We start from the raw sequence: 25,835 nt of genomic DNA, 5'->3' as shown, positions 1-25,835 counted from the left end.
CTCGACCGAGAACTGGTCGGAAACGTCTCGATCAAGCTCGTCGACATTGGCCGCCCAGACGCCTGGGAGGTGCAGGGGCGCGGAGAGCTCGCTCTCGCCATTCTGGTCGAGCAGATGCGACGCGAAGGCTTTGAGCTCACGGTCGGCAAGCCGCAGGTGGTTACCCGACGCGTCGACGGCAAGATTCACGAGCCGTTCGAGCACCTCACGATCGACGCTCCGGAGGAGCACCTCGGCGCCATCACCCAGCTGCTCGCCGCGCGCAAGGGGCGCATGGAGAGCATGAGCAACCACGGCACCGGCTGGGTGCGAATGGAGTTCATCGTGCCCTCACGTGGACTGATCGGATTCCGCACCGAGTTTTTGACGATCACCCGCGGCTCCGGAATCGCCAACGCCGTTTCGCACGGGTACGAGGCGTGGGCAGGCGAGATCACCACCCGCGTCAACGGCTCTATCGTCGCCGACCGCTCCGGTGTGGCGACCCCGTTCGCCATGACCGCTCTGCAGGAGCGCATGTCGTTCTTCGTCGAGCCGACGCAAGAGGTGTACGAGGGCATGGTCGTCGGCGAGAACTCTCGCGCCGATGACATGGACGTCAACATCACCAAAGAGAAGCAGTTGACGAACATGCGCCAGTCGACGTCTGACGTGTTCGAGCGCATGACGCCGTCGCGCAAGCTGACCCTCGAAGAGGCCCTAGAGTTCGCGCGTGAAGACGAGTGCGTCGAGGTGACGCCCGAGTTCGTGCGTATCCGCAAGGTCGAGCTCGACGCCAGCGCCCGCCAGCGCAGCACCGCCCGCCTGAAGAAGCAGAACGCGTAAGTCACTGCCCTGCACACGAGCCCCGCCCCGGATCATCCGGTGCGGGGCTCGTCTGCATTTAAGCTGGATCTATGACGTCTTCCCGCTTCCGGATCGCCCGCCCCCTGTCCATCGCCCTGCTGATCTTCGCGGCCCCCGCGATGGTCGGATGCAGCGTGGCGGAGAACATGGTCGACGGGGTCGTGAGCGAAGCCAAAGACCAGGCCGGAGACGCGGTCTCCGAGGCGCTGGGCGGCGCGGGCGTCAGCACCGACGGCGAGCTACCGGCCGGTTTCCCCTCCGACGCGATCCCCTTGGTGGGCGAGGTGCAGGGCGGCGGCACCGCCCCCGGCTCCACCGGCTGGGTCGTCGTGACCACCCTGACCGGCGACGACTTCGCGTCGGCGCAGGCCGCCCTCGAGGGTGCCGGCTACGTGCCGAGCGCCGTCGACGGCGACGCCGACAGCGGCTTCGGAACGTTCACGCTCGCGCCGTACACGGTCGTGCTCACGGTCGCCACCGACGGCGCCGGCGTCTCGACGGCGACCTACGTGGTCACCGCTGGTTGAGTAGGCCGCCTGCGGCCGTATCGAAACCCCGGACGGGATCTCGATACGGGCGCCGGAGCGCCCTACTCGATCCGCTTAGGCGCCGAACAGGCCGTCGCCGATCGAGCCGCCCTTTTTCGCGCCGGGCGGCACCGCGTAGATGCCCGAGCCGACGTGGCGCAGGTACTCGTTCATCGCGTCGTTCTTCGCGAGCCGCAGCTGGATCGGCACGAACTGCTCGCGCGGGTCGCGCTGGAAGCAGATGAAGAACAGCCCGGCGTTGAGGCGGCCGAGGTCGTCGTTGCCGTCGACGAAGTTGTAGCCGCGGCGCAGCATCTTCGCGCCGCCGTTCGAGTCCGGGTGGGCGAGCCGCACGTGCGCCGCCTCGTCGATGAGCGGCGCGTCCTGCCTGCCGGTCGCATCGAAGTCGGGCGCGGTGAACTCGGTACCGCCGCTGAGCGGTGCGCCCTCGCCCTTGGTGCGTCCGACGACGCGCTCCTGCTCGCGCAGCGACGAGCGGTCCCAGGTCTCGATCGTCATCCGGATCTTGCGCGCCACCAGGTAGCTGCCGCCGGCCATCCACCGTGCGCCGTCGGAGGCGCGGGCCCAGACGTCCGCGGCGGTGTCGGCGTCTTCGGCGCGCAGGTTCGCGGTGCCGTCCTTGAAGCCGAACAGGTTGCGCGGCGTCACCTGTGCGCGCGTGGTCGACGACGTGCGCCCGAAGCCCAGCTGCGACCAGCGCAGGCTGGCCCGGCCGAACGCGATGCGCGAGAGGTTGCGGATCGCGTGCACCGCCACCTGAGGGTCGTCGCTGCACGCCTGGATGCACAGGTCGCCGCCGGTGAGCGTCTCGACGAGGGCGTCGCCGGGGAAGTGGGGGAGGTCGATGAGCGCCTCGGGCCGCTTGCCGGCGAGGCCGAAGCGGTCGTCGAACAGCGACGGACCGAATCCGAAGGTGATGGTGAGGCCCGACGGTGGGAGGTCGAGTGCTTCCCCCGTGTCATCCGGCGGCGCGTCGTACGGTCCGCTCGCGGGACCGTACTGTCCGGCACCGAGGCCCGACGTCATCCGGTTCGCGGCGTAGGTCCAGTCGGAGAGCAGCTCTTCGAGCTCGGTCGCGGTGATGTCGCTCACGTCGAACGCCGCGAAGTGCAGGCGATCCTGCGCCGCGGTGATGATGCCCGACTGGTGTTCACCGAAGAAGGGGTACGCGGCGGCGGCTCCGGATGCGGCCGAGGCCTCCGGCGTGAGAACGCGGTCGACCCCGAAGCCGAGTCCGGCGCCCACGACGCCGGCTCCGGCCAGCCCGAGAAGCCCCCGGCGGGACAGTCGCGGGCTGGCCGGTGCCTGGTCGTCGGTCATCGTTCTCCTAGCCGACCAGAACCGCGGTGAGCTGGCTCAGGGGCTCGCTCAACGCGTTCACGCCGTCGGCGAGCTCCTTCACCTGCTCGGTGGTGAGGTCGGTGTAGTAGGTGAAGCCCGCGTCGAGGCTGCCGTAGCCGGCGAGCAGCGCCTCGAGCGAGGCGAATTCCCCGTCGAGCTGTTCGACCAGCTCGGGATCCTTCGGCTCGACGATGTCGCGCACGCCCTCGTAGGCCACGCGGGCGCCCTCGAGGTTGGCCTGGAAGTCCCAGAGGTCGGTGTGCGACCAGATCTCCTCCTCGCCGGTGATCTTGCCCGACGCCACCTCGTCGAGCAGGCCGATGGCGCCGTTGCTGATCGCGTCGATCGACACCGTGTAGTCGCTCTCGTGCACGGCGTCGTTCAGTGCGGCCGTGTCCTGTTCGAGCAGGTCGGCGAAGCGCGCCCGCTCGTCGGCGGTCAGCGGCACGTAGGCCTCGCCGCCGTTGTTCTCGGCGGTGGGCTGCCAGAGGTCCTTCTCGATGCGGTGCCAGCCGGTCCACTCGGTACCCTCTTCGACGTCCGCCTCGCGGAAGTCGATCTTCGGGTCGAGGTCGCCGAACGACTCGGCGACCGGCTCGATGCGCTCGTACGCTGCGCGCGTCGGCGCGTACAGGGCGCGCGCGGTCTCGTCGTCGCCGGCACGGTAGGCGTCGAGGAAGGTCGTCGTCGAGGTCACGAGGCCCTCGACCTGATTCTTGATGTAGGCCACATAGTTCGTGGCGGCCGCCTCGACGAGCTCCTTGTCGTTGCCGTCGGCGGCGAGCTCGGCGCCGGAGTCGGTGACGGTGAACGCCGCCTTGCCGATGCCCGCGCCCACCATGCCGGGCTTGCACACCGTGAAGTAGTCGCCGGGCTTCGCCTGCACCACGAGGTCGCGGGTGATGCCGGGGCCGATGTTCTCGACCTCGCCGACGATGCGCAGCTCGTCGTCGGCCAGCAGGTAGAACTCGGTGACCTGGTCGCCCGTGTTCTCGATGCTGAAGCTCACGCTGCCGCTCGGGGCCTCCGTGGCCGAGAGCACGCAGTCGGTCGCGCTCGAGTCGACGGTGAGTGCGGTCGCCTCGGCGCCGCCGGTCGAGGCCGGGTTGTTGGCCACACAGGCCGAGAGCGCGAGCAGGGCTGCGGCGCCCACGCTCGCCGCGAAGACCGCGCGGGCGCGGATCGGGGTCGCTGTCGACCGGTTCATAGGGCTCCTTCAGGGGTGATGGTGGATGACACGAGCACGGGCCTGGGCGCAGAGCCGCCGTGGCGGCGTGCCGAACGCAGGAACAGGACCATGACCGGAACCACGTAGGCGACCCAGGCGACGGCCTCGAGCACGGTGGTGGCGGGGGAGAAGTTGAAGACGCCCTTGAGGAGGGTGCCGTACCAGCTGTCGGGCGGCACCGCCGCGGAGACGTCGAAGGCGAGCGTGCCGAGACCCGGCAGGAATCCGGCCTCCTGCAGGTCGTGCACCCCGTAGGCCAGCACCCCGCCGGCCACGACGATGAGGAACGCGCCCGTGTAGGTGAAGAAACGCGAGAGGTTGATCGACACCACGCCGCGGTAGACGAGATAGGCCAGGACGACCGACACGGCGATGCCGAGGGCGGCACCGACGAGGGGGAGCGTGGTCGACCCGCTCGCCTGCACGGCCGCCCAGATGAACAGCGCCGTCTCCAGACCCTCGCGGCCGACGGCGAGGAACGCCACGAATACGAGCCCCCAGCCCGCACCCGAGAGATGGCTGTCGATCTCGCCGCGCAGCTCACGCGAGAGGCCACGAGCGGTACGCAGCATCCAGAAGATCATCCAGGTGACGAACCCGGTGGCGACGATCGACAGCAACCCGCCGATGAGTTCCTGCGCCTGGAACGAGAGGCCGTACGCGCCGAAGGTGAGCAGGCAGCCCAGGCCGAGCGACAGCGCGACGGCGAGCCCGACTCCGAGCCAGATGCGCGGCAGCACGTCGCGGCGACCGATCTTCACCACGTAGGCGATGAGGATGCCCACGACGAGCCCGGCTTCGAGGCCTTCACGTAGGCCGATGAGGAAGTTTGCGAGCACGGGTCTTCTCTAGAAGTGGGGAGAGGGGGATTGGTAAGGCTTACCTTAGCCATCTGACTCTAATCACTCTTGTCTAAGCTGTCCACTTATGTCTGACTTAGCGTCCCTGCCGGCCGAGCGCGTGCTGTTCGTGCACGCCCATCCCGACGACGAGAGCATCACCACGGGCGGCACGATCGCCGCGCTCGTGGGCGGCGGCGCGGCGGTGACGGTGCTCACCTGCACGCGCGGCGAGCTGGGCGAGGTTATCCCCGCCGACCTGCAGCATTTGCTCGCATCGGGAGACGCCCTCGCCGCCCACCGCGAGAGCGAGCTCGCCGAGGCCATGCGGGCGCTGCGGGTGACCGACCACCGCTACCTGGGCGACGCCAACGCCCGCTGGGTCGACCTCGAGCCGCGCCGGTACCGCGACTCGGGGATGCGCTGGGGCGCATCCGGAACCGCCGAAGCCCTCGACTCCACCGACGAGCGATCCCTCTCTGCCGCACCGCTCGGCGCGGTCACCGCCGACATTGCGGCGGTCATCTCCGACACGGCCGCCACCGCCGTCGTGAGCTACGACGAGCGCGGCGGCTACGGACACCCCGACCACGTGCGGGCACACGACGCCGCGCGACGCGCCGCCGAGGTGATGGGGGTGCCCTACTTCGAGATCGTGACGGATGCCCGCGGCCCGGTCGCCGTGGACGTCACCCCCGTCGCGGCCCAGAAACGCGCCGCGCTCGCCGCCCACCGCACGCAGCTCACCCTCGACGGCGACACCTTCGCGCTGTCGAACGGCGTCTCCCAGCCGATCGGCGTCACGGAGTCGTTCCGACGGGTGAACGCCGACGTCGCCGACGAGACGGTGCCGTTCCACGAGCAGACCGTGAGCGTCAAAATCGGTGTCGCGCTGCTCTCGCTCGTGTTCGGGGCGCTCATCGGCACGCTGATGACCGCGGCGCACCAGTCGAGCGGTACGGTGGGCGACCTCGCCGTCCCCTGGGGTCTCGTGCTCGCCCTCGTCGCCTCGACGGGGTTCGTCGTCGGGCTGCGCGTTCTCACCGGGTCGCGCATCCTGCCGATCCTCGCGACCGTCGGCATCATGGGCGCCACCGCGTATCTCGCCTCGCCGACGGTGGGCGGCTCGGTCATCGTGCCGGCCAATTTCGCGGGCGTGATCTGGACTTTCGCTCCGGCGGTCGTGATTCTCGTCGTCGTCGCGTGGCCCAATCTGAGCCGGATCGCACCGGTCACCGCAGAACCCCAGCCTCGCCGTGGGTAAGATTGTCTAGTTCTCGTGCCGTGAAAGGATCTCGACCTAAGTGACCTACGTCATCGCCCAACCCTGTGTCGATATCAAAGACCGCGCTTGCATCGACGAGTGCCCCGTGGACTGCATCTACGAGGGCGACCGCATGCTCTACATCCACCCCGACGAGTGCGTCGACTGTGGTGCCTGCGAGCCGGTCTGCCCCGTCGAGGCCATCTACTACGAAGACGACGTGCCCGAGCAGTGGGCCGACTACTACAAGGCGAACGTCGAGTTCTTCGACGAGGTCGGCTCTCCCGGCGGAGCGGCCAAGGTCGGTGTGATCCACAAGGACCACGCGCTCGTTATGGCCGAGCCGTTCAACGGTCACGCCGAATAGCGTGACCCGCACGCCGCTCAGCCTCCCCGACTTTCCGTGGGACGCTCTCGTGCCCTTCGGCGCCCGCGCGCGCCTGCACCCCGGCGGCATCATCGACCTCTCGGTCGGCTCGCCGGTCGACCCGACGCCCGCACTGATCCGCGAAGCGCTCACGGCCGCGACCGACGCCCACGCCTACCCGCAGGTCGCGGGAACGCCCGCGCTGCGCGAGGCCATCGTCGAGTGGTACGGGCGGCGCAGGGGAGTGCACGGGCTCGGCACCGCCGACGTGCTGCCCTCGATCGGCTCGAAGGAGCTCATCGCCTGGCTGCCGCTCATGCTCGGCATCGGAGAGGGTGACATCGTCGTGCACCCGCGCGTGGCCTACCCGACCTACGCCATCGGCGCCGCCCTCGCCAAGGCCACCGCGCTCGCGAGCGACGATCCCGCCGAGTGGCCGCAGAACACGAAGCTCGTCTGGATCAACTCACCCGGCAACCCCGACGGCCGCGTGCTCGACGTCGAGACCATGCGCACGATGGTCGCCCGCGCCCGCGAGCTGGGCGCAGTGATCGCGGGCGACGAATGCTACGCCGAGCTCAACTGGGCTTCGGATGAACCGACCCCCTCGATTCTCGACCCGCGGGTCGTCGGCGGCGACCGCACCTCCGTGCTCTCGGTCTACTCGCTCAGCAAGCAGTCGAACCTCGCCGGGTACCGCGCCGGATTCGTCGCGGGCGACACCGGGCTCATCGCCGAGCTGCTCGGTGTGCGCAAGCACGCCGGATTGATCCCGCCCGCGCCCGTGCAGGCGGCGATGATCGTCGCACTCGGCGACGAGCAGCACGTCGACGTGCAACGCGAGCTCTACCGTTCCCGCCGCGACCGCCTGAAGGCCGCGGTGGAGGCCGCCGGATTCGCGGTCGACCACAGCGAGGCGGGGCTCTACCTCTGGGCCGCCCGTGGACAGGACGCGTGGCAGACCGTCGCCGAGCTGGCCGACCTCGGACTGCTCGTCGTGCCCGGCACCTTCTACACCGACGGCGCCCCGCAGCACGTGCGCATCGCGCTCACGGTGAGCGACGACGACATCGACTCCGCCGTCGAGAGGCTCGCACAGCTGCGCTGAGAGTTTGGAGGTTTTCTCCAATCACCTTTGTGCACATTTGGGGGCGATACGACTAGTCAAGCGTCGCCGAATAAGCTGTCGGTGTGAATGACATGGCGCCAGGTACAGAGAAGGCCACGCTGCATTTTCCGGGGGGAACAGCGGAGTTCCCGGTCATTCGCGGCATCGACGGCCGCGACAGCATTGATATCTCCACTTTTATGAAGCAGACGGGGTTCACCACCCTCGATCAGGGCTTCGTGAACACCGCCTCGACGAAGAGCGCGATCACCTACATCGACGGCGACGCGGGCATCCTGCGCTACCGCGGGTATCCGATCGAGGCGGTCGCGAAGAACTCCACCTACCTCGAGGTCGCGTGGCTGCTTATCTACGGCGAGATCCCGTCGGAATCCGAGCTCTCGGCGTTCGACGACCGCATCCGACGGCATACGCTGCTGCACGAAGACCTGCGGCGCTTCTTCGACGCGCTGCCGCACAACGCCCACCCCATGTCGGTGCTGTCGAGCGCGGTCTCTGCGCTCTCCACCTACTACGAGGGCTCGCTCAGCGTGAAAGACCCCGAGCAGATCGAGATGTCGATCGTCCGCCTGCTCGCCAAGCTCCCGGTGATCGCGGCCTACGCGCACAAGAAGAGCCTCGGCCAGGCGTTCCTCTACCCCGACAACTCGTTGAGCTTCGTCGACAACTTCCTCAAACTCAACTTCGGCACGATGGCCGAGCCCTACGAGGTGAACCCGGTTCTCTCGAAGGCTCTCGACCGGCTGCTCATCCTGCACGAAGACCACGAGCAGAACGCGTCGACGTCGACCGTGCGCCTCGTCGGCAGCACCGAGGCCAACATCTTCGCGTCGGTCTCCGCCGGCATCAACGCGCTCTACGGCCCGCTGCACGGCGGCGCCAATGAGGCAGTGCTCAAGATGCTCCGCGAGATCAAGGAATCGGGCGACGGCGTCTCCAAGTTCGTCGACCGCGTGAAGAACAAGGAAGAGGGCGTGCGCCTGATGGGCTTCGGCCACCGGGTGTACAAGAACTTCGACCCGCGCGCGACTCTCGTCAAGCAGAGCGCCGACGAGGTGCTCGAGGCCCTCGGCGTGCAGGACGACCTGCTCGACATCGCCAAGGAGCTCGAGGCGGTCGCGCTCGCCGACGACTACTTCGCCGAGCGCAAGCTCTACCCCAACGTCGACTTCTACACCGGAGTCATCTACAAGGCGATGGGCTTCCCGCCGCGCATGTTCACGCCGCTGTTCGCGATCGGACGCCTCCCCGGCTGGATCGCGCACTGGCGCGAGATGAACCTCGACCCGGCCACAAAGATCGGCCGCCCGCAGCAGCTGTACATCGGCGAGCCCGAGCGTTCCTGGCCCGAGCGCTAGCTCCCCGCTGGTTGAGTAGGCCGCCCGCGGCCGTATCGAAACGGGCGGATGCCGCGGCTCCCGTTCCCCGGAGCGTGAGCCGTGGCATCCGCCGTTCGGCGTCCCGCCTTGCCGCGCTAGCCGACCGGGGTCGCCGTCAGCGAGACGTCGCGATAGCCGATGCCGAACGAGCCGGCCGCGCTCGGGCTGCAGCGGATACCCAGGGTGATCGCCGGCACGTCGTAGCTGGCGGTGGCGCCGAGCCGTGTCCACTTGCCGTTGCCGGGCACCGGGACCACCGTGTCGTCGAGGTAGCCGATTCGCCCGCTCGCATCGATCAGCCCGCATTCGAGCACGGTGTCGCGACGGTCGGCGAAGAACTGCACCTCGACGCCGTACTTGACCCGGTACGTGCCGTCGGCCACCGTGAGATTCGTGAGCGGGATCTGTTGGCCCGGCTGAAAATACCCGACACGCAGCGCGGAGTCGTCTTGCGCCCGCCCGGGCAAACCCCAGACGACGCTGGCGCCGGCCACGGCGGCCACCCCGGCGAAAACTGCCAAATGAAGGAGAAACCGGGTGCGAGTCACAGCTTTCCGCGCCGGCGAGGGGTGCCGTGCGGAGATCTCCTTCATTTGGCAGGTTCGGCTAGGCGTGCAGCGCCGAGTTGAGCTCGATGCCGGTGCCCGAGCGGGCGAGCACCTCGACCGCTCCGGTGAGCGAGTTGCGGCGGAACAGCAGGCCCGGCAGGCCGCTCAGCTCGGCGGCTTTCACGGTGCGCGGCGCTGCGACCGGCACGGCGGTCGAACCCTTCGGCTCGACGACGAGCACCTTCGTGCCGGCGGTGACGTAGAGCCCGGCCTCGACGACCGAGTCGTCGCCGATCGAGATGCCGATGCCCGAGTTCGCACCGAGCAGGGCTCGCTCGCCGATCGTGACGCGCTGCGTTCCGCCGCCGGAGAGCGTGCCCATGATGGATGCGCCTCCGCCGATGTCGGAGCCGTCGCCGACCACGACGCCCTGTGAGATGCGGCCCTCCACCATCGAGGTGCCGAGCGTGCCGGCGTTGAAGTTCACGAAGCCCTCGTGCATCACGGTGGTGCCGGGGGCGAGGTGTGCGCCGAGCCGCACCCGCGACGCGTCGGCGATGCGCACGCGGGCGGGCACGACGTAGTCGAGCAGGCGCGGGAACTTGTCGATGCCGTGCGCCGAGATGCCGGCGCGCTGCAGCACCGGCCGCAGTCGCGTGAAGTCGTCGGGGTGCATCGGGCCGGCGGTGGTCCACGCCACGATCGGCAGGTAGCCGAAGATGCCGTCGAGGTTGATCGTGTTGGGTGCCACCAGCAGGTGGCTGAGCAGGTGTAGACGCAGGTAGGCGTCGGGGGTCGACGCCGGCGCGGCATCCAGATCTATCTGCACGGTCTGGAAGTCGACGTGCACGTTGCGGCGCTCGTCGGGTCCGAGCAGCGGTTCGAGCTCTGCCGGGGCGATGTAGGGGTCGACGCCCGCCGGGAACTCGCCCAGCACCGGCGTCGGGAACCAGGTATCGAGCACTGTCGAGTCGGCGGAGATCGTGGCGAGGCCGTAGCCCCAGGCGGCGCGAGAAGTCATGCCCCCAGCGTACCGACCCTAAACTTGACCCCATGCCCGTCGCCGACACGCCCGTACTCGACCTCAGCCAGACCTCGATCGACATCACCCGCCAGTTGTGCGACATCGAGTCGGTCTCCGGCAACGAGGGGCCGATCACCGAGGCGATCCTCGTCGCCCTGGCCGGCGCACGGCACCTCGAGGTGCTGCGCGACGGCGACGTCGTGATCGCCCGCACCAACCTCGGCCGCGACAAGCGCGTCGTGATCGCCGGTCACACCGACACCGTGCCGCTGAACGACAACCTGCCGACCCGGTACGAGACCGACAACGGGGTCGAGTACCTGTGGGGCCGCGGCACCGTCGACATGAAGTCGGGCGTCGCCGTGCAGCTCAAACTCGCCGTCGAGCTCACCGAGCCGGCCGTCGACATCACCTGGCTCTGGTACGACCACGAGGAGGTCTCCGCCGACCTCAACGGCCTCAAGCGACTCGCCGACAACCGTCCCGACCTCTTGCAGGGCGACTTCGCGATCCTCGGGGAGCCGACGCGTTCCGAGATAGAGGGCGGATGCAACGGCAACGCCCGCATCGAGGTGCGCACCTTCGGCCTCCGCGCGCATTCCGCGCGGGCCTGGGTCGGTCACAACGCCATCCACGACCTGTCCCCGATTCTCGACACCCTCGCCGCCTACGTCCCCCGCGAGGTGGAGGTCGACGGGCTGGTCTACCGCGAGGGGCTCAACGCCGTCGGCATCACCGGCGGTGTCGCCGGAAACGTGATCCCCGACGCCGCGATGGTGCACATCAACTACCGGTTCGCGCCCAGCCGGTCGGGCGACGAGGCGATCGCGCACCTGCGCGAACTCTTCGACGGCTACGACGTGACGGTCGTCGACCTCGCCGAGGGCGCCCGCCCCGGCCTCGACGCCCCGCTCGCGCAGGACCTGCTGGCTGCCGTCGGCGGCGAAGCGAAGCCCAAGTACGGCTGGACCGATGTCGCACGCTTCTCCGCGCTCGGAATCCCCGCCGTCAACTACGGACCCGGCGATCCGCTCAAGGCGCACGCCGACGACGAACGCGTCGCGGTCGACCAGATCACCGCGTGCGAGCGGGGGCTGCGCGCATGGCTCATGACGGGCTGACCGGGCTGATCGGCACCGGTGGCGGTCGGGCGCCGACAAAACCCAGCCCGGCGGTCTGGCTGACGGTGCGCTACCGGCTTGTTGCGTGGTGGGTGAAGGTGCTCGTCGTCTTCGTCGTCTCCCGCATCGTCACGAGCGCCATCCTTCTCTGGTTCGCGTCGCGGCAGGAGGCCAACGCGTGGACCGGCGCGCATCCGGGCTATCTCGACTTCGCCAAGATGTGGGACGGCCACTGGTATTTCATCGTCGCGCTCGCCGGGTATCCCAGCGAACTGCCGGTCACCGACGACGGCCACGTGGGGGAGAGCGCCTGGGCGTTTATGCCCGCCTACCCCTTTCTCGTGCGCGGTCTGATGTTCGTGACGGGCCTCGACTTCCGCGCGGTCGCGGTGTTCGTCTCGGTGGCGTTCGCGCTCGGCACGGCGCTGATGTTCTACAGACTGATGCGCCTCGTGCTTCCGGAGGGAACGGCCCTCTTCTCGGTCGTGCTCTACTGCTTCGCCCCGCTCTCGCCCATCCTGCAGGTGGCCTACGCCGAGTCGATGCAGGCGTTCTTCCTCACGGTCGCGCTCTACCTGCTGATGAAGCGCGACTACTGGATGCTGCTGCCGGTCGTGGTGGTGATGTCGCTCACGAGGCCGAGCGGCCTGGCCTTCGCCCTCGCGCTCGGCTTCCACGTGGTCTACCGCTGGGTGCGGCGCGAACGCGACCCGTTCGAGAAACGCGAGATCGTGGCATCCGTCATCGCGGGCATCGTCAGCGTCGCGAGCGGATTCGGCTGGCTGCTGGTCGCCGCCGCAACAACGGGCTCGCTCACCGCCTACACCGACACCGAGCTCGCCTGGCGCTCGGCCTACATCGGCTACCAGGAGCTCGTGCCGCTCACGCCGTGGATCCTCGGGGCGGACTTCTGGATTCCCGGCGGGCTCGGCGTCGTACTGCTGGTCGCGGCGGTGCTCGGGTTCGCGGCGTTCATGTTCACGCCGGCGGTGCGCCGGCTCGGCCCCGACATCCGGTTCTGGGTGGCGAGCTACGTGCTCTACCTGCTGGCCGTGTTCTTTCCGCAGTCGAGCACGTTCCGGCTGCTCCTCCCGATCTTCCCGCTCTGGGGTGCGCTGGCGCAGCCGCGGTCGTGGGTCTACCGTCTTGCTCTCGTGGGCCTCTGCATCGCGGGCCAGTTCGGCTGGATCCACATCGCCTGGTGGGTCGACGGCTATGACTGGACGCCCCCGTAATCAGCTTGTTAAGTTACGCTCGGTTTTTCACATACCGATTCATAGTCAATAATGGGTAGGTACCTATGAAAGGGGACTTCAGATGGCAGCCATGAAACCGAGGACCGGCGACGGCCCAATGGAGGCTGTGAAAGAAGGTCGCCTCATCATCGTTCGTGTTCCGCTCGAGGGTGGAGGCCGACTCGTTGTGTCGGTCAACGACGCTGAAGCAAAAGAGCTTCACGACGCTCTCGCGGGCGTCGTCGCGACCGCTTAACAGATTTCCTACTCAGAAACCCGCGTGGCCCCTTCGGGAGTCACGCGGGTTTCTGCGTTTGTGCGTGGGCGTCTAGTCGGCGATTTTGGTGAGCTGCAGCAGTCCGTCGCCGACGGGGGAGAGTGCGCTGATGACCGCGGATGACTCGGCGACCTCTCTGAGCAACGTGCGGAATCCCGTCACGGTGTCATCGCGCTGCGCCGGGTCGGCCACCCGCCCGCGCCACAGCGCGTGGGCCACGACGACGGTGCCGCCCGTGCGCACCATCCTCAGGCCGTGCTCCACGTACTCGATCACCGAGTACGGGTCGGCGTCGACGAGAACCAGGTCGTAGCTCGACTCGTTCATGCGCGGCAGCACGTCGAGCGCGCGTCCGGCGATGAGGCGAACGCGGTTCGCCGGGATGTCCGCCGCGGTGAACGTGACCTTGGCGAGCTGCTGGTGGTCGATCTCCGAGTCGATCGAAGTGAGAACGGCATTGGGTGCGCCGGTGAGCATCCAGAGCCCGGAGACGCCGAGGCCGGTGCCGATCTCCATGATGTTGCCGGCGTTGGTCGCGGCGGCGAGCACCGCGAGCTGTGCGCCCGTCGCGGGCGACACCGGCTCGACGCCCACCTCGACGGAGTGTTGACGCGCGAGCGCAATCTCCGGCCGTTCGACGATGAATTCTTCCGCGAACTTCCAGCTCGACTCTTTACCTGCCACCAACGACTCCTTGTTCGTCCCCCACTGTAAGCCAGTCCCCGGCCGGCAGGGACTATTCTGAGCGGGTGTCCTTTGGGTTGACGTTCGAGAAGCTGGTGATCATCGGGATCATCGCCGTCTTCCTGCTCGGACCCGAACGGCTGCCCTACTACGCGTCGCAGCTCGCCCGACTCACCAAGACCGTGCGCGGCATGGCGAACGGCGCGAAAGAGCGCATGCGCGAGGAGATGGGGCCCGATTTCGACGAGGTCGACTGGAAGAAGCTCGACCCCCGCCAGTACGATCCCCGACGGATCATCCGCGAGGCTCTTGTCGACGACGAGCCGGTTCCCGTGGTCAAGCCGCCGATCGTCTCCGCCTACGCGCAGCGGCAGGCGGCGTTGCGCGACGGTCAGCCGGCGCCCTTCGACTCCGAGGCAACCTAGGCTCCTCGCTCAACGAGCGTATCGAGACCCCGCTCAGCGGCGGCGCAGCGCCTTCAGCAGCACGAGCACGCCCATCATCAGGCCGGCGGACGCGGCGAATTCCCTGCCGGTTCGCGGCAGCGTGAACAGGCCCGTGGAGGCGGCCACGGTGCGGGCCTCCACGAATCGCAGCAGGCCCTCGGGGCCGTTGCGCCGACCGATGCCCGACTGCTTCATGCCGCCCATCGGCGCGTCGATGCTCGAGAAGGTGGCGCGGTAGCCCTCGTTGATGTTCACGCTGCCCGCGTCGAGGCGCTCGGCGACGCGTCTAGCGCGCGCCCGGGACCCGCTGAAGACGGAGGCGTTGAGCCCGAAGTCGGAGGCGTTCGCGGCGGCGACCGCCTCGTCTTCGCTCTGCACGACATGGATGGCGACGACCGGCCCGAAGGTCTCGCCCGCCGCGCACAGCATGTCGTCGGTGACGTCGGCGAGTACCGTCGGCTCGAAGAAGAACGGCCCGAGGTCGGGGCGGGCCCGGCCGCCCGTCAGCAGCATCGCACCCTTCGCCACCGCGTCGTCGACGTGGGCCTGCACGCGCTCGAGCTGGGCGGCCGACGTGAGGGACCCGACATCCGTGGAGAAGTCGAGATCGGCACCCTGCTTCAACTGGGCGACCCGCTCGACGAAGAGGCGGGTGAACGAATCGGCGACGTGCCGCAAGACGTAGATGCGCTCGATCGACACGCACAGCTGACCCATCGACGAGTAGCAGGCGTAGACGGCGTCGGCGGCGGCCTTGGCCGGATCGACGTCGTCGAGCACGATGAGCGGGTTCTTGCCGCCGAGTTCGAGCGAGGCGCCGATGAGGCGCCCGGCGGCACGCACGCCCACCCCCGTGCCGGTGGGCGTCGAACCGGTGAAGCAGACGTAGTCGGCGTTGTCGACCACGGCGTTACCGATCTCGGCGCCGTCGCCCGCGAGCACCGACCAGAGGGCGGCGGGCACGCCGGCCTCGATGAACGCGCGGCGGGAGGCCAGGATCGTGAGGGCGCCCTGGTTGTCGGCCTTCTGCACGACGCCGTTGCCCGCGGCCAGGGCCGGGATCACGTCCATGAGCGAAAGGCTCAACGGGTAGTTCCACGGGGTGATCACACCGACGATGCCCTTCGGCCGGTAGCTCACGCTGGTGGAGACGACGAACGGGATGCCGGAACGGCGGCGCCGCGACGCGAGAACCGAGTGCGCGGAGACGGCGTAGTAGCGCGTGACGCTCGCGCCGCTGAAGATCTCCTCGAACGCCTGACCGCGGGTCTTGCCCGTCTCCGACTGCAGGATGTTCATGAGCTCTTCGCTGTTGCGCAGCAACAGGTCGTGCGCCCTCAGCAGCACGGCGCGACGGTGCGCGGGACCGGCGGCGTACCAGGCGTGCTGCGCGACCCGGCCGGCGGCCGCCGCGGCTTCGACATCGTGTGCGGTGCTGACCGGCACCTCGTGCGACACGTCTCCGGTGAACGGCGCTACGACGGGCGTGGTCGTGGTTCCGGAGAAGCTGAGATCGCTGACGAGGTCGGAGACGAGCGTGCGGTTGAGCGCTGTTGCTGGCATGCCTCGATCCTAGGGATACCTGCGGGTCATCCGGCAACCGTTTCGTGCTCCGCCTGGAACTGCGACGCCTCGGTGCGCAGCGCCTCCACCACGAGCCGCACCGACGGCCGCTCGGCCCGGTCGGGGCGCATCAGCGCGGAGATCTTGCGTACCGCGCGCACGCCGGTCAGCGGCCGCGTGACCAGACCGTTCTCGTGATCGCGCGTGGTGAACCGGGGGAGGATGGCTATGCCGTGGCCGGCCGCGACGATCGACTCGACGATGCCGTTGTCGACGAAGCGCTGCATGACCCGGGCGGGGGAGCCGTTGGCCGTCTCGATCTGGCGCAGGATGCGGTCGAACGGGAAGCCGGCCGGAACCCCGATCCACGTCTCGTCGATGAGGTCTTTCGGTGCCAGCGACTTCTTCTCGGAGAGCGGATGACCCTCGGGCAGGGCCACGTCGAGCGGTTCGGTCATCAGCGGCACGACGGCGAGACCGCGTTCGCGCCACGACGGCAGGATCGCGGGCGCGTCCGCCACGACGATGTCGAAGTCGGGCGTGAGGTCGGCGAAGTCGGGAAGCAGCGGATCTTGGTCGCTGCACGCAAGCGTCAGCCCCGCGACATCCCGGATCGCGGTGAGCAACCCGGGCAGCAGCATCTGCCCGCCCGTGGGGAAGATGGTGAGCGTGACGTCGCCGCTCGGCGCCTGTTTGAAATCGTTCCACAGTGCGTCGGCACGCTCGAGCGCGACTGCCACGTCGGTCGCCGTCTGCGCGAGCATGCGTCCGGCGCCGGTGAGCACGATGCCGCGACCGCGCCGCTCGGTGAGAGGGATTCCGGCCTCGCGCTCGAGCACCTTCAACTGCTGCGAAACAGCAGATGAGGTGCGATTTGTCGCCGCGGCGACCGCGGTGATGCTTCCCCGCTCGGCGAGCTCGCGCAGCAGTTCCAGTCGTCTCACGTCCATGTAGCAACTCTACATATGAAGCCAAGAATTATGCGATTGTGCTAACGGTTCGACGGCGGTTGAATTGTGTCAGACCTAGAGAAAGAAACCCCCATGATCTTCGAATTCATCATCATCGGCGCCCTCGCCGTAGCCGGCATCGTCGGAGCAATCGTCGTCACCGTGCGCGACGGCTACGGCCGCATCCCGACCCGCCGCGCGTAGTCGACGCCGCGATCCGTCGCGACCCCCGGAGTGCAGCAGCGCGAACAGCGCCGCTGCACTCTCGTCGTTAACGCACGCCCCGGTTCAGGCCCTGCGGAACAGCCCGGGGTAGTCCACCACGAAGCCGGCGTCGTCGACCGTGATGTCGCGGGCGAAGACGGAATCGAGCGACTCGTACCGGTAGCTTCGCTCGTCGAGGCGGGTGTACCGCTGCGGGTCGGCGTTTACGGTCAGCTCCGGCAGGGTGATCAGCGCGGTCACGATGTCGGCGCTCTCGCCGATGCCCAGACCCAGACGCCAGATGGGCAGCGTGTTGGTGAGCGGGGTGGCGCTGATGTCCACGTCGATCGCGCCGGCCAGCCGGTCGAGCAGCCGCCCGTCGCCCTCGGTCCAGTTGCCGTGCCCGTCGGCGAACAGCACGAGCGAGCTGGTATCGGTGGCGACGCGCACGGTGCGGGTCGCCCAGCTCGCGTCGGTGTCGATCGCGTAGCGCGTCGTGGCCGCACCCTCGATGAGGCCGTCGACGTGGCATCCGTCTGTCGACATCGCGGCTTCGCTCGTCTCCGTCGTCTCGCCGCCGGCGCCGTCGGTGCCCACCCAGTGCAGTTGCGTCATGGCTCCGGTCTATCGTGACGGGAGCGGGTGCGCAACCTGGTTCTTCGCCACCTAGTTCACGGTGAAGCCGAGCTTGCGACCGGCGAGGCCGCGCCCGCGCACCGCGAGTTGAGCGGCGAGGGCGCCGATGGCGCGCGCCGCGGGGTCGTCGGGGTGCGAGAGCACGATCGGCAGGCCGGCGTCGCCGCCCTCGCGCAGCTCGATGGAGATCGGGATCGAGGCGAGCACCGAGACGGGCTCGTCTGCGGTCGACAGGCGGGACGCGGCATCCGCACCGCCCCCGCTGCCGAAGATGTCGAGAACCGAGCCGTCCGGCTGGGCGAGGCCGGCCATGTTCTCGATCACGCCGATGACCTTCTGGCCGGTCTGGCGCGCGACGAGGGCACTGCGCTCGGCGACCTCGGCCGCCGCGGGCTGCGGGGTGGTGACGACAATGATCTCGGCCTGGGGCAGCAGCTGGCCGATCGAGATGGCGATGTCGCCGGTGCCGGGCGGGAGGTCGAGCAGCAGCACGTCGAGGTCGCCGAAGTACACGTCGGTGAGGAACTGCTGGATGGTGCGGTGCAGCATCGGGCCGCGCCAGGAGACAGCGGTGTGCTCGTCCACGAACATGCCGATCGAGATGACCTTCACGTCGTGCGCGAGCGGCGGCAGGATCATGTCGTTGACCTGGGTCGGCTTGGCGCCGGCGATGCCGAGGATGCCCGGGATCGAGAAACCGAACACGTCGGCGTCGACGATGCCGACGCGCAGGCCCCGGGCCGCGAGTGCGACGCCGAGGTTGGCGGTGAGCGTCGACTTGCCTACGCCGCCCTTGCCGCTCGTCACGGCGTAGATGCGCGTGAGCGAGTCGGGGCCGAACTGCACGGTCTTGGCCCTGCCGCCGCGCAGTTTGTCGGTCAGGGCGTCGCGCTCGGCCCGCGTCATGATGCTGACGTCGACGTCGACGGTGGAAATGCCCGAGACGGATGCCGCGGCCTCCCGCACGTCGCGCTCGATCGTGTCGGCGGCGGGACAGCCCACGATCGTCAGTTTGAGCGCGATGGTGGCGGCGTCTCCGGCCACGCTCACGCCGCTGATCATGTCGAGATCGACGATCGGCTTGCGGATCTCGGGGTCGATGACGCGGCGCAGTGCGGTGAGAACCTGCTGGTTGAGTAGGCCGCCCGCGGCCGTATCGAAACCGGGCCTCGATACGTCGCTGGCGCTCCTACTCGACCGGCTGTCGTTCAATCCGCGGTCTCTTTCGTGCCGTCGCGCTCGTCGAGTTCGGCGAGCAGGCTGCGCAGCTCGCTGCGGATGAAGTCCTTCGACGCCATGTCGCGCATGGCGAGCCGCAGCGCCACGACCTCACGGGCGAGGTACTCGGTGTCGTTGAGGTTGCGCTCCGAGCGCTGCCTGTCCTGCTCGATCTGCACGCGGTCGCGGTCGTCCTGACGGTTCTGCGCGAGCAGGATCAGCGGGGCGGCGTACGACGCCTGCAGCGAGAGGATCAGCGTGAGCGCGGTGAAGCCGATGGCCGCCGAGTCGAATCGGATGCCGACGGGCGCGAGCGTGTTGTAGAGCATCCAGATGACGACGAAGACGCTGAGGCCGAACAGGAACCAGGGGGTTCCCATGCCGCGGGCGATCGATTCGGTGAAACGGCCGAAGCGGTCGCGGCTCTCGAACCGGAACGCCGTGCGGAGGCCCTTCGGGGAGTCGAGCCGTGTCTCGGCTCGGTTGATGCGGTTAGTGCGGGCCATGCGCTGTCCTCCTCCCCTTCACAGGGATGCTCGAGGTGGTTACGGGAACGGGGGCTGGGTGCTGTTTCTCGTCGTCGGAGTCGGTACTTCGCCAGTCGTCGGGCAGTAGGTAGTCGAGGACATCGTCAATTGTCACCACCCCGACAAGTCGGTGGTTCTCGTCGACGACGGGAACCGAGACGAGGTTGTAGCTCGCCAGGATGCGGGAGACCTCGGCGGCGCTCGCCGCGGCGCGCACCGGCTCGAGGGTCTGGTCGAGCAGCGTGCCGAGGCGTTCGTTCGGGGGATAGCGCAGCATGCGCTGGAAGTGCACCATGCCGAGGAAGCGGCCCGTGGGCGCCTCGTAGGGCGGCAGCGTGACGCAGATCGCGGCGCCGAGCGCGGGGGCGAGCTCGTGGCGGCGGATGAGCGCGAGGCCCTCGGCCACGGTCGCGTCGGCCGACACGATGATCGGCTCGGTGGTCATCAGGCCACCCGCGGTATCCGGGGCGTAGGCGAGCAGGAAGCGCACGTCCTCGGCCTCTTCGGGCTCCATGAGGTCGAGGAGGGCCTCGCCCCGCTCGTCGCTGAGGTGCGCGATGAGGTCGGCCGCGTCATCCGGCTGCATCTGATCCAGCACGTCTGCCGCGCGGTCGTCGTCCAGCTGGTTGAGGATGTCGACCTGTTCGCTCTCGGGCATCTCTTCGAGCACGTCGGCCAGGCGGTCGTCGCTGAGCTCTTCGGCGACCTCGAACATGCGCTGCTCGGTGAGGTCGAGCATGGCGTTGGCGAGGTCGGCGGGCAGTAGGTCGGCGTAGCTCGCCACGAGCTGGGTGGCCGACTGGGCCTCGCCCACGGTGGTCTTCTCGCTGATCTCACGCCAGCGCACGAAGATCGTGGCGCCCTTGCCGAACGGCGATCCGGCCGGCTTGGGTCGACGGCAGAACAGCTGCGCGATCTCCCACTCGCCGAGGCCGGTCTCTTCGATCGCGACGTCTTCGATGGTGGCCTCGCCCGAACCGTCGGCGAGCGTGACCTTGCGGCCGAGCAATTCGGCCATCACCCTGATCTCGCCGCCGCGCTGCTCGAACCGGCGCAGGTTGATGAGTCCGGTCGTGATGACCTGGCCGGAACCGATGCTCGTGACCCTGCCGATCGACAGGAAGACGTGCTTCTTGCCGGGCACCTCGACCACGAAGCCGACCACGCGCGGGGCCTGGCTGGTGCGGTAGACGACGAGCACGTCGCGCACGCGACCGACCTTGTCGCCGTTGGGGTCGAAAACGGAGCACCCGGTCAGGCGGGCAGCAAAAACTCGTGTGGCGCTCACGGTAAAACCCTACCGCCGCAATGGGAGAATGGGTTTCGTGAGCAACCAGAGCCCCTTCGGACGTAGACCCCAAGCCCAGCCGAGCCTGCCCCAGGGCGACGTTCTCGGCACCTACGAGACCTACCCCGAGGCACAGGCCGTCGTCGACCGGCTGTCGAAGGCCGAGTTCGAGGTGAAGAAACTCGCCATCGTCGGCAACGACCTCAAGACCGTCGAGCGCGTCACGGGCAAGCTCACCTACGGCCGCACCGCCGCGACGGGTGCCGCGAGCGGCGCCTGGTTCGGATTGTTCTTCGGCGTTCTGCTCTTCCTGTTCTCGACGACGCCGCAGATCGGTTTCGTCGCCGCGGCCGCGCTCATCGGCGCCGGCTTCGGCATGCTGTTCGGCATCGTGAGCTATTCGCTCGGGCGTCGTCGCCGCGATTTCACGTCGACGCACCAGGTGCTCGCGTCGAACTACCAGATCATCATCGACCCGCAGTTGACCGTTCAGGCGCAGCAGGTTCTCGACCGTCCCGAGAATTCGTCGGTATAGTCGCCACATGGTCGACGCCCGCATCCTCAACACCGCCGCGGCACTGAGATCCGCGATCCTCGCGCTTGCGGCGGAGACGCCTATTTCGCGCATCACAGTGTCGGATGTCACGCGCGCCGCGGGGATCAACCGGGCGACCTTCTACGCGCACTACGCGTCCCCTTCGGCGCTACTGGCGAACGCGTTGACCGGTGAGCTCGACGACGTTCGCCGTGCGGACACCGAACTCCGTCTCGACGGCGAGCTGCCGGCCGACCTCGTGACGCGCAAAGCGATCGCCGACACGGCCGCGCACATCGACCGGCACCTGGCGATCTACCGCCTGGCGCTCGGCGACCCCACCGACGGCACCATCCAGCACGTGCTCTCCAGCCACCTCACCGTGTCGAGCCTGAAGCACCTGAGCGAGTCCGTCGACCCCGGCGACGTTCCGGGCGACCCCGACCTCGTGGCGGCCTTCGTGGCGAACGGTCTCGTGGGCGCCATCGCCGTCGCGGTCGTCTCCGACCACTGGGACAAAGACCGGGTCGCCGACGTACTGATGGCGATGATGCCCGACTGGTGGGACCGACCCGCCGGCTGAGTAGGTCGCGCCGACACCCCTACTCAACCAGCGCGGTTACCTGCCCGCGACCCACGCCTCCACGTCGTCCGCCGTGCGGGGAATGCCGATCGACAGGTTCTCCGCGCCCGAATCCGTGACGAGGATGTCGTCTTCGATGCGCACGCCGATGCCGCGGTACTCCTGCGGCACCGTGAGGTCGTCGGGCTGGAAGTACAGTCCGGGCTCGATCGTGAACACCATGCCCGCCTCGAGCACGCCGTCGAGGTAGAGGTCGCGGCGGGCGGCGGCGCAGTCGTGCACGTCGATGCCGAGGTGGTGGCTCGTGCCGTGCACCATGTAGCGGCGGTGGTACTGGGCGTCCGGCTCGAGCGACTCCTCGGCGGTGACGGGCAGCAGGCCCCATTCGGCGGTCTTCGCGGCGATGACCTTCATGGCCTCGGCGTGGATCTCGCGGAACCGGATGCCCGGGCGCACGATCGCGAACGCGGCGTCGGCGGCCTCGCGCACGGCCTCGTAGACGCGGCGCTGCACCTCGGTGAACGTGCCCCCGATCGGCAGGGTGCGGGTGATGTCGGCGGTGTAGTAGCTCTCCAGCTCGATCCCCGCATCGAGCAGGATGACGTCGCCGGCGACCACGGGGCCGTCGTTGCGGGTCCAGTGCAGCACGCAGGCGTGGGGGCCGGATGCCGCGATCGTGTCGTATCCCACGGTGTTGCCGTCGGCGCGGGCGCGCCGGTTGAACGTGCCTTCGACAAGTCGTTCGCCGCGCTCGTGCGCGACGATCTCGCCCAGGTCGGCGATGACGTCGTCGAAGCCCTTCTTCGTGGCGTCGACGGCGAGACGCATCTGGCGGATCTCGTAGGCGTCCTTCACGAGGCGCAGCTCGCTGAGGTCACGCGCGAGGTCCAGGTCGGCGTCGTTCTCCACGTCCTCCGAGTCGGCGGCGAGCAGGCGGCGCCCGTCAATCTGGTCGGTGATGTCGCGGTCGGCCTCGCGCACCACGACGGTGTCGGCGTCGACGGCGTCGAGCACGGCCGCGAAACCGTCGAGGTTCGCGGTGGCGAGCCCGAGGTCGGCGGCGACGTGGGCGAGCGAGGGGCGGGGGCCGGTCCAGAACTCGCCGATGTCGGAGTTGGCGTAGAACTCGTCGGAGTCCCGCCCGGCGGCCTCGCGGAAGTAGAGCGTCGCGTCGTGGCCGTCCGCCGTCGGTTCGAGCACCAGCACACTGCCGGACACGGCGTCAGCACCCCAGCCGGTGAGGTGGGCGAACGCGGAGTGCGCGCGGAACGGGTAGTCGGTGTCGTTCGAACGCACCTTCGCGGAGCCGGCGGGCACGATCACGCGCTTGCCCGGGTACAGGGCGGAGACGCGGGCGCGGCGGGCGGCGGCGAACGGTGTCTGCTCCCGGGGCTCGGGCGCGACATCCGGCCTTTCAGCCCATCCCGACGAGATGAAGTCCGTGAACGTCGTCGACGACGGGGTCGTCGATCGGTTGGAGGTGGCGCGCGGGGGGTGGGTCGTGTTGTCAGCCATCCCTCTATTCTGCCCCTCTTGCCGGTCGGCGGAGACGGCGAGGGATCAGCGCAGCCAGGTCGAGCGACGGGCCCCGCGTACGGTGCCGTTGGCGTCTTCGGGGAGGATCGAGAGGAACGAGTCGACGGGCTGTCCCTGCGCCACGTGGGCGGTCGCCGATACGGGCTGCCAGACGTCGGATTCCGGTGCGGGTGCGACGGTCACGGGCGGGGCTACGACTTGTTCTGAGGCCAACACGGCCACATCCTTCCGGCCCGCCTGCTGTAGCGTGCCTCAGGCGATATTCGCATCAACCGGGGGCAGTGTCCACGTCCCTTTCGGGGGTGTCGCGAATCGGAATAATGCGGATGCGCCCGCGGTTATCCGGCCGGCGCGAATTGCGCGATGAGCGGGCGGTGATCGCTGCCCGCTCCGTCCTGATCCTGCACGACGCGCATGCCGGTGACGCGCCAGTTCTCGGTCGCCATGGCGTGGTCGATCGGCGCCCCGAGCAGCGCCGGCGCGGTCGTCGGCCAGGTGCCGACGGCGCCGTTGCCCGTGGCCAGGGCCGCGTCGGCGCAGTCGCCCAGGGTCGTGCTCCCAGAGGAAGCCAGCCCGCTCATGTGGTCGAGCGTGGCGTTGAAGTCGCCCGCCATGATCACGTTCTCGCCCGAGCAGGTGTCGGCCAGCCAGTCGAGGTCGGCCTGCCAGTTGCGGAACTCGCCCGGGATCGGCGCGACGGCGTGCACGCCGATGATCGTCGGGCCCGACCCGTCGTCGGGGCGCAGCACCACCGTCGGCAGGGTCGCGGTCTGGCCCACCTCGGTATCGACGGTGTAGGTGCCGAGGTCGGCGGTCCACAGAACCGAGGTCGAGCGCGACTTCGAGATCTGGTCGAACGCGGTGGTCTCGACCCACATCGGGCGCCCCGCCGCCTTCATCAGCGCCGCGACCTCGAGGGAGAACGCCTTCGTGGTCTCGGGCAGGGCGAGGATGTCGACGTCGTTCTCCAGGGCCAGCTCGGCCACGGTCGCGGCGCCGGGCACGTCGCCGAGGGTGTTCCAGGCAAGCACGGTGAGCGTCGAATCGCCCGCCGTCTCGAATGCGGTGTCGCCGAAGCCCCGCGTCGAGAGCACGGCCGTGTTGACGAGGGCGAACACGACCAGCAGCACGGCGAGCGTCGCGAAGAAGCGGCGTGCCGGGCGGGCGAGCAGCGCGAGCAGGGTCAAGACGACGATGAGCGCGAGAGCGATGAGGGCTGCCGCCGCGCGCAGCGAGACGACGTGGGCGACGCCGAAGGCCTGCTGCAGGCCGAAGAACTGCGGCCAGGCGAGCACGAAGAGCGCGGCTGCGACGACGACGATGACTGCGGCTGCGAGGACTCGGCGAAACATGGCCCCTCACCCTACCCGTTCGCACTGGGGCGGGCCGTGGCCGCAATAGAGTTGACGGATGACCGGACCGATCGACCTGCACACCCACAGCAGCGTCTCCGACGGCACGGAGTCGCCGCGCGAGCTCGTAGAAGCTGCGGTCGACGCGGGCCTGAGCGCGGTCGCGCTGACCGACCACGATTCGACGGCGGGCTGGGCCGAGGCGGGCGCCGCGGCATCCGGATCGGGTCTTATGGTCGTTCCCGGCATGGAGCTCAGCACCAACCACGGTCCCGCGAGCGTGCACATGCTCGCCTACCTCTTCGACCCGAGCGACGTCAACGTGATGCGGGAGACCGCGCTGATCCGCGACGGACGGCTGCACCGGGCCGAGCGTATCGTCGAGCGCATCGCCGTCGACTATGCGATCACCTGGGAGGACGTGCTCGCCCAGTCGGTCGACGGCGGCACCATCGGCCGCCCGCACATCGCCGACGCGCTCGTCGAGAAAGGGTTCGTCACCGACCGCAGCGCGGCGTTCGAGAGCATCCTGCACTGGCGCAGCGGCTACTACGAGAAGTACTACGCGCCCTCGCCGCTCGACGGAGTGAAGCTCATCGTCGCGGCCGGGGGAGCGCCCGTGCTCGCGCACCCGGGCACCCGCGGACGCGACTGGGTGATCGACGAGCGCAACATGGCCAAGCTCAAGAACGCCGGGCTGTTCGGTCTCGAGGTGTTCCACCGCGACAACACGGCGAGCGGCAAGGAGCGCCTGCTCGAGCTCGCGGAGATGTTCGACCTCGCGATCACCGGGTCGAGCGACTACCACGGCGAGGGCAAGCCCAACCGGCTGGCCGAGAACACGACCAGCCCCGAGGTGCTCGAGAAGCTCCTCGCGACCGCGACGGGCGCCCAGCCCCTCTAACCGGCCCTCGTGGGTCCCGCCTTCTCGGTCGAGCGGTTTTCGCAACTCAGGCAGATTCGCGGATGCCGCGGCGCCCGCACCGGAAACGCGCGGCCCCACCGGCGCCGGCCGCTCTCCTGCCTGAGTTACGCGGCGGGGTGGGGGCGCGTCGGGGTTGTCGATCGTTCCGGGCACACGAAGAAGGGGGCCGGGCTTTCGCCCGACCCCCGTAGTTCGCTGCGGTGCTACTCCGCCGCGGGCGTCGACGGGCGACGCGTGCGCGA

27 protein-coding genes and 1 pseudogene are annotated in these 25,835 nt (G+C 68.9%); 13 read left to right on the top strand and 15 right to left on the bottom strand.

The window, feature by feature from the left end:
- Together ACLQ6X_RS04385 and ACLQ6X_RS04380 are read left to right on the top strand one after the other, a co-directional pair.
- A pseudogene (locus tag ACLQ6X_RS04385) lies at window positions 1-825 on the top strand (translational GTPase TypA); the annotation flags it as partial.
- 71 nt (window positions 826-896) lie between these two features.
- Window positions 897-1,373, top strand: coding sequence for a hypothetical protein (locus ACLQ6X_RS04380; RefSeq protein WP_411698958.1), 477 nt, complete (start codon window positions 897-899; stop codon window positions 1,371-1,373).
- 75 nt (window positions 1,374-1,448) lie between these two features.
- Here the strand turns inward: ACLQ6X_RS04380 and efeB are convergent, their stop codons facing one another.
- From efeB to efeU, 3 genes are read right to left on the bottom strand one after another with little or no spacing between them, the layout of a single operon-like run.
- Window positions 1,449-2,714 carry an iron uptake transporter deferrochelatase/peroxidase subunit gene (efeB, locus tag ACLQ6X_RS04375; protein WP_411698957.1) on the bottom strand — a complete coding sequence of 422 codons (1,266 nt, stop codon included), beginning with the start codon at window positions 2,712-2,714 and terminating at the stop codon, window positions 1,449-1,451.
- A 7-nt stretch (window positions 2,715-2,721) separates the two neighbouring features.
- A complete protein-coding gene (efeO, locus tag ACLQ6X_RS04370) occupies window positions 2,722-3,942 on the bottom strand; it encodes an iron uptake system protein EfeO (RefSeq protein ID WP_411698956.1) in 1,221 nt (406 codons plus the stop codon).
- Complete coding sequence (gene efeU / locus ACLQ6X_RS04365; protein WP_411698955.1) at window positions 3,939-4,802, bottom strand: iron uptake transporter permease EfeU; 864 nt, start codon at window positions 4,800-4,802, stop codon at window positions 3,939-3,941. The genes efeO and efeU overlap by 4 nt, the downstream gene beginning before the upstream one ends.
- Before the next feature lie 88 nt (window positions 4,803-4,890).
- Here efeU and ACLQ6X_RS04360 point away from each other — a divergent pair, with 88 nt between their 5' ends.
- The 4 genes from ACLQ6X_RS04360 to ACLQ6X_RS04345 all read left to right on the top strand — a co-directional run bounded on the left by ACLQ6X_RS04360 (window position 4,891) and on the right by ACLQ6X_RS04345 (window position 8,920).
- Window positions 4,891-6,066: a PIG-L family deacetylase gene (locus ACLQ6X_RS04360; RefSeq protein ID WP_411698954.1), complete on the top strand. Its 1,176-nt coding sequence runs from the start codon at window positions 4,891-4,893 to the stop codon at window positions 6,064-6,066.
- Window positions 6,067-6,106: 40 nt separating this feature from the next.
- A complete protein-coding gene (gene fdxA, locus ACLQ6X_RS04355) occupies window positions 6,107-6,433 on the top strand; it encodes a ferredoxin (RefSeq protein ID WP_188508744.1) in 327 nt (108 codons plus the stop codon).
- Window position 6,434: 1 nt separating this feature from the next.
- Window positions 6,435-7,541 carry a succinyldiaminopimelate transaminase gene (gene dapC / locus ACLQ6X_RS04350; RefSeq protein ID WP_411698953.1) on the top strand — a complete coding sequence of 369 codons (1,107 nt, stop codon included), beginning with the start codon at window positions 6,435-6,437 and terminating at the stop codon, window positions 7,539-7,541.
- 92 nt (window positions 7,542-7,633) lie between these two features.
- Complete coding sequence (locus tag ACLQ6X_RS04345; protein ID WP_411698959.1) at window positions 7,634-8,920, top strand: citrate synthase; 1,287 nt, start codon at window positions 7,634-7,636, stop codon at window positions 8,918-8,920.
- Window positions 8,921-9,036: 116 nt separating this feature from the next.
- Here the strand turns inward: ACLQ6X_RS04345 and ACLQ6X_RS04340 are convergent, their stop codons facing one another.
- Together ACLQ6X_RS04340 and dapD are read right to left on the bottom strand one after the other, a co-directional pair.
- A complete protein-coding gene (locus tag ACLQ6X_RS04340; protein WP_411698952.1) occupies window positions 9,037-9,534 on the bottom strand; it encodes a hypothetical protein in 498 nt (165 codons plus the stop codon).
- 13 nt (window positions 9,535-9,547) lie between these two features.
- A complete protein-coding gene (gene dapD / locus ACLQ6X_RS04335; RefSeq protein ID WP_411698951.1) occupies window positions 9,548-10,510 on the bottom strand; it encodes a 2,3,4,5-tetrahydropyridine-2,6-dicarboxylate N-succinyltransferase in 963 nt (320 codons plus the stop codon).
- A 32-nt stretch (window positions 10,511-10,542) separates the two neighbouring features.
- On the opposite strand from dapD, the gene dapE reads away from it, so the two are divergent.
- From dapE to ACLQ6X_RS04320, 3 genes are all read left to right on the top strand, one after another.
- On the top strand, window positions 10,543-11,634 hold the full coding sequence (gene dapE, locus ACLQ6X_RS04330) for a succinyl-diaminopimelate desuccinylase (RefSeq protein ID WP_411698950.1): 1,092 nt from the start codon (window positions 10,543-10,545) through the stop codon (window positions 11,632-11,634).
- Window positions 11,616-12,869 carry a hypothetical protein gene (locus tag ACLQ6X_RS04325; RefSeq protein ID WP_411698949.1) on the top strand — a complete coding sequence of 418 codons (1,254 nt, stop codon included), beginning with the start codon at window positions 11,616-11,618 and terminating at the stop codon, window positions 12,867-12,869. The genes dapE and ACLQ6X_RS04325 overlap by 19 nt, the downstream gene beginning before the upstream one ends.
- Window positions 12,870-12,951: 82 nt before the next feature.
- Window positions 12,952-13,125 carry a DUF3117 domain-containing protein gene (locus ACLQ6X_RS04320; RefSeq protein ID WP_184233803.1) on the top strand — a complete coding sequence of 58 codons (174 nt, stop codon included), beginning with the start codon at window positions 12,952-12,954 and terminating at the stop codon, window positions 13,123-13,125.
- A 72-nt stretch (window positions 13,126-13,197) separates the two neighbouring features.
- Here ACLQ6X_RS04320 and ACLQ6X_RS04315 read toward each other — a convergent pair whose 3' ends face one another.
- Window positions 13,198-13,830 (bottom strand): O-methyltransferase, encoded by a 633-nt coding sequence (locus ACLQ6X_RS04315; RefSeq protein ID WP_411698948.1) that lies wholly within the window; start codon window positions 13,828-13,830, stop codon window positions 13,198-13,200.
- A gap of 65 nt (window positions 13,831-13,895) precedes the next feature.
- On the opposite strand from ACLQ6X_RS04315, the gene ACLQ6X_RS04310 reads away from it, so the two are divergent.
- A complete protein-coding gene (locus ACLQ6X_RS04310; RefSeq protein ID WP_411698947.1) occupies window positions 13,896-14,255 on the top strand; it encodes a Sec-independent protein translocase TatB in 360 nt (119 codons plus the stop codon).
- Window positions 14,256-14,288: 33 nt separating this feature from the next.
- Here ACLQ6X_RS04310 and ACLQ6X_RS04305 read toward each other — a convergent pair whose 3' ends face one another.
- From ACLQ6X_RS04305 to ACLQ6X_RS04280, 6 genes are all read right to left on the bottom strand, one after another.
- Entirely contained in the window at window positions 14,289-15,839 is a 1,551-nt protein-coding gene (locus ACLQ6X_RS04305; protein WP_411698946.1) for a succinic semialdehyde dehydrogenase, read from the bottom strand.
- Between the two features lie 26 nt (window positions 15,840-15,865).
- On the bottom strand, window positions 15,866-16,789 hold the full coding sequence (locus ACLQ6X_RS04300) for a LysR family transcriptional regulator (RefSeq protein ID WP_411698945.1): 924 nt from the start codon (window positions 16,787-16,789) through the stop codon (window positions 15,866-15,868).
- Between the two features lie 288 nt (window positions 16,790-17,077).
- The gene (locus tag ACLQ6X_RS04295) at window positions 17,078-17,608 is read right to left on the bottom strand and encodes a putative glycolipid-binding domain-containing protein (protein WP_411698944.1); all 531 of its coding nucleotides are present in this window, start codon (window positions 17,606-17,608) and stop codon (window positions 17,078-17,080) included.
- A 51-nt stretch (window positions 17,609-17,659) separates the two neighbouring features.
- On the bottom strand, window positions 17,660-18,841 hold the full coding sequence (locus ACLQ6X_RS04290) for an Mrp/NBP35 family ATP-binding protein (RefSeq protein WP_411698943.1): 1,182 nt from the start codon (window positions 18,839-18,841) through the stop codon (window positions 17,660-17,662).
- Window positions 18,838-19,353 carry a DUF1003 domain-containing protein gene (locus ACLQ6X_RS04285; protein ID WP_411698942.1) on the bottom strand — a complete coding sequence of 172 codons (516 nt, stop codon included), beginning with the start codon at window positions 19,351-19,353 and terminating at the stop codon, window positions 18,838-18,840. The genes ACLQ6X_RS04290 and ACLQ6X_RS04285 overlap by 4 nt, the downstream gene beginning before the upstream one ends.
- Complete coding sequence (locus tag ACLQ6X_RS04280; protein WP_411698941.1) at window positions 19,340-20,662, bottom strand: magnesium transporter MgtE N-terminal domain-containing protein; 1,323 nt, start codon at window positions 20,660-20,662, stop codon at window positions 19,340-19,342. The genes ACLQ6X_RS04285 and ACLQ6X_RS04280 overlap by 14 nt, the downstream gene beginning before the upstream one ends.
- 37 nt (window positions 20,663-20,699) lie before the next feature.
- On the opposite strand from ACLQ6X_RS04280, the gene ACLQ6X_RS04275 reads away from it, so the two are divergent.
- Entirely contained in the window at window positions 20,700-21,197 is a 498-nt protein-coding gene (locus ACLQ6X_RS04275; protein WP_411698940.1) for a general stress protein, read from the top strand.
- Window positions 21,198-21,204: 7 nt separating this feature from the next.
- Complete coding sequence (locus ACLQ6X_RS04270) at window positions 21,205-21,780, top strand: TetR/AcrR family transcriptional regulator (RefSeq protein ID WP_411698939.1); 576 nt, start codon at window positions 21,205-21,207, stop codon at window positions 21,778-21,780.
- 36 nt (window positions 21,781-21,816) lie between these two features.
- On the opposite strand, the gene ACLQ6X_RS04265 is transcribed toward ACLQ6X_RS04270, so the two are convergent.
- The 3 genes from ACLQ6X_RS04265 to ACLQ6X_RS04255 form a co-directional block, all read right to left on the bottom strand.
- Window positions 21,817-23,295, bottom strand: coding sequence for an aminopeptidase P family protein (locus ACLQ6X_RS04265; protein ID WP_411698938.1), 1,479 nt, complete (start codon window positions 23,293-23,295; stop codon window positions 21,817-21,819).
- 45 nt (window positions 23,296-23,340) lie between these two features.
- The gene (locus ACLQ6X_RS04260; RefSeq protein WP_411698937.1) at window positions 23,341-23,532 is read right to left on the bottom strand and encodes a hypothetical protein; all 192 of its coding nucleotides are present in this window, start codon (window positions 23,530-23,532) and stop codon (window positions 23,341-23,343) included.
- A gap of 122 nt (window positions 23,533-23,654) precedes the next feature.
- A complete protein-coding gene (locus ACLQ6X_RS04255) occupies window positions 23,655-24,668 on the bottom strand; it encodes an endonuclease/exonuclease/phosphatase family protein (protein ID WP_411698936.1) in 1,014 nt (337 codons plus the stop codon).
- 58 nt (window positions 24,669-24,726) lie between these two features.
- On the opposite strand from ACLQ6X_RS04255, the gene ACLQ6X_RS04250 reads away from it, so the two are divergent.
- The gene (locus ACLQ6X_RS04250; RefSeq protein WP_411698935.1) at window positions 24,727-25,572 is read left to right on the top strand and encodes a PHP domain-containing protein; all 846 of its coding nucleotides are present in this window, start codon (window positions 24,727-24,729) and stop codon (window positions 25,570-25,572) included.
- The last annotated feature ends 263 nt before the right edge of the window (window positions 25,573-25,835 follow it).

Origin of the sequence: Conyzicola sp. (assembly GCF_046714715.1) — a bacterium.
Classification (GTDB): Bacteria; Actinomycetota; Actinomycetes; order Actinomycetales; family Microbacteriaceae; genus Conyzicola.
Note: the sequence above shows the minus strand (reverse complement) of the source record. Positions and strands in the feature narration are given on the sequence as shown.